The 4,606-nt window shown below is 62.5% G+C and carries 4 protein-coding genes and 1 pseudogene; 2 read left to right on the forward strand and 3 right to left on the reverse strand.

The window, feature by feature from the left end; all coding sequences use genetic code 11:
• A pseudogene (locus EOA36_RS38510) lies at nucleotides 1–172 on the reverse strand (translation factor Sua5); the annotation flags it as partial.
• A gap of 82 nt (nucleotides 173–254) precedes the next feature.
• On the opposite strand from EOA36_RS38510, the gene EOA36_RS37465 reads away from it, so the two are divergent.
• Nucleotides 255–725, forward strand: coding sequence for a hypothetical protein (locus EOA36_RS37465; protein WP_348629829.1), 471 nt, complete (start codon nucleotides 255–257; stop codon nucleotides 723–725).
• A 173-nt stretch (nucleotides 726–898) separates the two neighbouring features.
• Nucleotides 899–1,285, forward strand: coding sequence for a hypothetical protein (locus EOA36_RS28290; RefSeq protein WP_127280336.1), 387 nt, complete (start codon nucleotides 899–901; stop codon nucleotides 1,283–1,285).
• Nucleotides 1,286–1,390: 105 nt separating this feature from the next.
• Here the strand turns inward: EOA36_RS28290 and EOA36_RS28295 are convergent, their stop codons facing one another.
• Nucleotides 1,391–1,666, reverse strand: a complete 276-nt coding sequence (locus EOA36_RS28295) for an ATPase (RefSeq protein WP_127280337.1) — start codon at nucleotides 1,664–1,666, stop codon at nucleotides 1,391–1,393.
• A gap of 110 nt (nucleotides 1,667–1,776) precedes the next feature.
• The gene (gene glyS / locus EOA36_RS28300) at nucleotides 1,777–4,155 is read right to left on the reverse strand and encodes a glycine--tRNA ligase subunit beta (protein ID WP_127280338.1); all 2,379 of its coding nucleotides are present in this window, start codon (nucleotides 4,153–4,155) and stop codon (nucleotides 1,777–1,779) included.
• Nucleotides 4,156–4,606: the final 451 nt, after the last annotated feature.

The following is a 4,606-nucleotide window of genomic DNA, read 5'->3' on the forward strand; positions in this document are numbered from 1 at the left end:
GTCCATAGACGGTCTCGGTCGGAATGGCGACGACGTCGCCGCCCTCAAGCAGCGCCAACGCCGGTTCCATCGCTTCGCCGACGGCAAGTATTTCAGCCACTCTCGTCACCTCGCGGATGCCGGCTGCGTAGTACGACAGCGCCGCCGGGGCAAGCGGGCATAGGCAATTCATCAATTCCTAAAATGCTATCTTTCCATGAAAGCCGGCATCAATCGCCGAGCACTATCGTGCCGCTTCTGGGCAATGGGGAGCTATGTCAGTGTCTGTGCGTATCTGGGGAACGCTTGTCATCACTCTGGCTGCCATGGTTGGCGAGGCTCAGGCCTCGTCGCTGGTCTTTCCCGGCGCGCCGGCCTCGACGCCCTCCGTCGTTGTGCTGAAGCCAACCGACGACAAGGCGAGCGACGTGGTGTCCGTCGTTGCGCTCGGCGAGCCCGACGTCACCTATGAGAAGGTGGCGGCAATCCCGGACAAGGCCGAGGCGAGGCATGCCTTCCCGCAGAGCCCGATGATCATTCGTGGCGGCGTCGTCGGCGGCGCCTTCTCAACACCCGTGCAAGCCAAGGCGCCGGTCGCGGCAACCGCGCCGGCTGCGGCAACCGCCCCCGCCACGGCGACCGCCTCGGCAGCCCCCGCGCCGGCGCACGGAAAAACGGCACCGGCGACAGCCGCGCCACCGCCGGCAGCCCAACAGCCTGCTTCAGGAGCCGGCAAGGTCAAATAGCGACCTGCCACTCACCGATCAGCATGCTCAACGGCTTGACGGCAGTCTGGCGCCTGCGCACCATTGTCAGGCGAATTTCTTCCAGACGTATCTCGCTGGCGGCCCTGCGACCTGACTTTCGCCAAGGGGCTTCGGCAGATGGGATTGCATCGTTCAAGGCAAGGGGGTTGCTCATGAAAAAATCGAAGACCGTAACAGTGGGTGGGCTTTTGCTGGCGTCATTGCTTGCTGGCGTGGCTCATGCGGACGACATGCTGGGATCCTATGTCGCGCGCATTTCGGATCGCGATCACCAGGCGAGCGACGGCTATGCGCTGGACGGCGCGGCGCAGATGGTGCGGCAGGACCGCGCCAACTGGCACAAATTCCATCGCCGCGACAGCGACGACGAGGGCGACGCCTGGTTCAGGACCAACGACCAGCGCGCCGACCTGCAGCGCATGCTGGAGCGCCCCGGCGCGATGAGTTCCTCGACCAAGCGCGCCATCGTCAATGGCGAGCCGCTGATCCAGGTCGACGTCTACGAAAACAGCGTGCGCGTCAGCATTCTGGAGAACTGAAAAGTCGGCGTTCGGGAAAACTGATCAAGTCGGTATTCGGAAAGACCGACGAAAAAGGGCGACGCGAGAGCGCCGCCCTTTCTTCGCGAAAATCCGCCTGAAAAATCAGGCCGCTTCTTCCGTGTCGTCGTCGTCGTCTTCTTCGGCCTCGCCGTCTTCGGATTCTTCCTCGCCCTCGGCGTCGTCGCCTTCGGCCTTCACGGCGTCGTCTTCGTCGGACTCTTCGCCTTCTTCGTCATCGCCATCCTCGTCTTCGTCAGACAGATCGGCGGCTTCTACTGCGGTAACGGTATTATCGAGAGCGGTTTCGGAAGCGGATTCAATCGCCTCGGCGGGGGCCGAGGTTTCTTCTGTCACTTCGATTTCGTGATCGGAATTCATGGAAGCCTCCGTTGGGTTGGGGAACATGTCCCTTTTGCCACGGAGAGATCATCGTCATATGACTGTAAGCCGGCTCGAACGGCCGGCTGGACGATATTTTTCCTCGCCTCTCAACCAGCGATTTTCGAGAAATCCGCGACCTGACCGGTAGCCGTGCGAATGCGCGTGAGCAGCGCAAGGCGGTTGGCGCGCACGGACAGGTCCTCATCATTCACGAGAACATGCTCAAAGAATGAATCAACGGGTTCACGCAACACGCTAAGCGCCAGCATGGCAGCGGAAAAGTCTTGGTTTTGAATCGCTTCGCCGGCTTGCTTCTCGGCCTGATTCACCGCCGCGAACAGCGACTTCTCCGCATCCTGCCGGAACAACGCCGGCTCAACGGTTTCGGCGACCGCCGTTTTCTTCTTCTCCTCGGCGGCCAGGATGTTCGCCGCGCGCTTGGTGCCGGCGAGCAAATTCCTGCCGTCCTCGGTGTCGAGGAAGGAGCCAAGCGCTTCGACGCGCCGAACGATCTGAAGCAAGTCGTCGGACTGCGGCGTGATGACGGCGTCGATCAGATCATGCCGTGCGCCCTGGTCGCGGAGATAGACTTTGAGGCGGTCGTGGAAGAACGACAAGAGGTCAGCGATCAATGGCGACAGCGATGCCTCAAGCTCCATCAGACGCTGACCGTCAAAGAACTCTCGCTCCTGATCGGCGGAGCCAAAGGTTTCTGAGTTCGCCTTGGCCAGCCCGCCTTTCAACAAGTTGGAAATCACGCCTGCTTCCGACAACAATCGGCTTGCACCCTTGTAGTCGCGAATGCGCAAGTCGAGCATCGCAACGACGCCACTGCTCTCGGCGCCTTCGCCTTTTTGTTCGTACGCGGCGAGTGCCGAGGAGACCGCGGTCGCGATGGCGATGCCCAGCGAAAGCTTGAGCTTGTTTTCCAGTATGACCCTCACGACGCCGAGCGCAGCGCGACGCAGCGCGTAGGGATCCTTCGATCCAGTCGGCTTTTCGTCGATGGCCCAGAACCCGACCAGCGTATCCAGCTTGTCCGCGAGCGCCACGGCGACCGACACCGGATCGCTCGGCACATAATCGGACGGGCCCTGCGGCTTGTAGTGCTCTTCCGCCGCCGCCGCGACAGAAGAATGATCGCCTTGCAGCAGCGCGTATTTGCGGCCCATGGCGCCTTGCAATTCGGGAAACTCGCCGACCACTTCAGTGGTGAGATCGGCCTTGGCCAGGACAGCGGCACGGCACGCCAGCACTGGATCCGCACCGACGGTCGGCGCCAGTTCTTCCGCCAGCCGGGCGATCCGCTCCACCCGCTCGCCCTGCGTGCCGAGCTTGGCATGGAACGTGACATTGAGATGGTCGAGCCGGGCCATGCGCTGGTCGAGCGGCTTCCTCAGATCGAGCCCGAATTTCTTCGCCGATGCTTCCAGCTTAACGAGATCGGGCAGATCCCCTTGGTCGGTCGTCCAGAAATAGAGCGCGTCGGACAGGCGCGCGCGCACCACCTTGCCGTTGCCGTGGGCGATCTCCTTGCCGCCGTCCCTGGCTTCGATGTTGGCGGTGAGGATAAAGCGGTTGGAGAGCGCGTCGCTTTCACCCTGCGGCCGCGTGACAAAGCACTTCTGGTTGGCGCGGATGGTCAGCCGGATCACCTCGGCCGGAATGGCCAGGAAAGCCTCTTCGAACTCGCCCATCAGCACGACAGGCCACTCGACCAGCCCGGACACTTCTTCGAGCAAGCCCTCGTCCTCGACCAGGTCGAGCCCGTTGGCGAAGGCGAGGTTGCGGGCATCGGCAAGGATGATCTCCTTGCGCCGGTCTGCGTCGAGCACGACCTTGCCCGCCTCCAGCTTGCTCACATAATCGTCGAAGCGGCGCACCGTGATTTCGCCTGGTGCAAGGAAACGGTGGCCGTAGGTGATGTTGCCGGAACGGATGCCGTCGATCTCGAAATCGACCACGACCGGCTCCTCGGTCTCGGGGCCGAAGGTGCACAGGATCGATTGCAGCGGCCGCACCCAGCGCAGCGATCCCGGCTTGGCCGAGGCCGGTCCCCAGCGCATCGACTTCGGCCAGGGGAAATTGCGGACGATATCAGGCACCAGTCCGGCGATGATCTCTTCGGCCGCCCTGCCCGGCTTCGAAATATGGGCGACGTAGAAGTCGCCCTTCTTCGGGTCGGAATGGACATGCGCTTCGGCGATCGATGACAGCCCGGCCTTGCGCAGGAAGCCCTGGACGGCCTGTTCAGGCGCTGATGTCGACGGCCCCTTGATGTCCTCGTGAATGTCCTTCGAGCGAGCGTTGAGGCCACGGATATCGAGGGTAAGGCGCCGCGGCGTCCAATACTCACGCGCCGCCTCATAGGTCAGTCCCGCCTCGACCAGACCGTCGGTCAGCATCTTTCTCAGATCGCCCGCCGCCTTGCGTTGCATGCGGGCAGGGATTTCCTCGGAGCGAAGTTCGAGCAACAAATCCGGCATCAGCGTATCTCCGCCCGCATGCCATTTTCCTGTTTGCGCGTCCTCGCGCCTCCGGCGCTGCGGTCGCGCGGCTGGGCGGGAATCTCTTCGGAGCGAAGTTCTAGAAGCAGGTCAGGCATAGGGTCAGCTCATGCGGGAGAGTGGTCCGCGCGGGGCATAGCAACTCGGCTGGCCGCTGTCACCCTTTCCAGAAATTTTGACCCTCCTGTCGGGATGAGGCGATCCGGCCCGTCCTTGGATCAAAGATTTCCATGAACCTAACGCAGCGCTGAAGCGACCCACGCTCAGGCAGAGAACTATTGGCTGAACGACGATGAAAACGGCATCCAGACTTCTTCAAATCCTCGCGCTCAGCGCCTGCTTCACCGCGCAGGCCCACGGCGCCTTCTCCATGCCGGGCGTGCGGCAGGCACTGCGCACGATGTCTGGTCCGAGCGGCAGAGTTATATCC

Source organism: Mesorhizobium sp. M8A.F.Ca.ET.021.01.1.1 (genome assembly GCF_003998025.1).
Classification (GTDB): domain Bacteria; phylum Pseudomonadota; class Alphaproteobacteria; order Rhizobiales; family Rhizobiaceae; genus Mesorhizobium.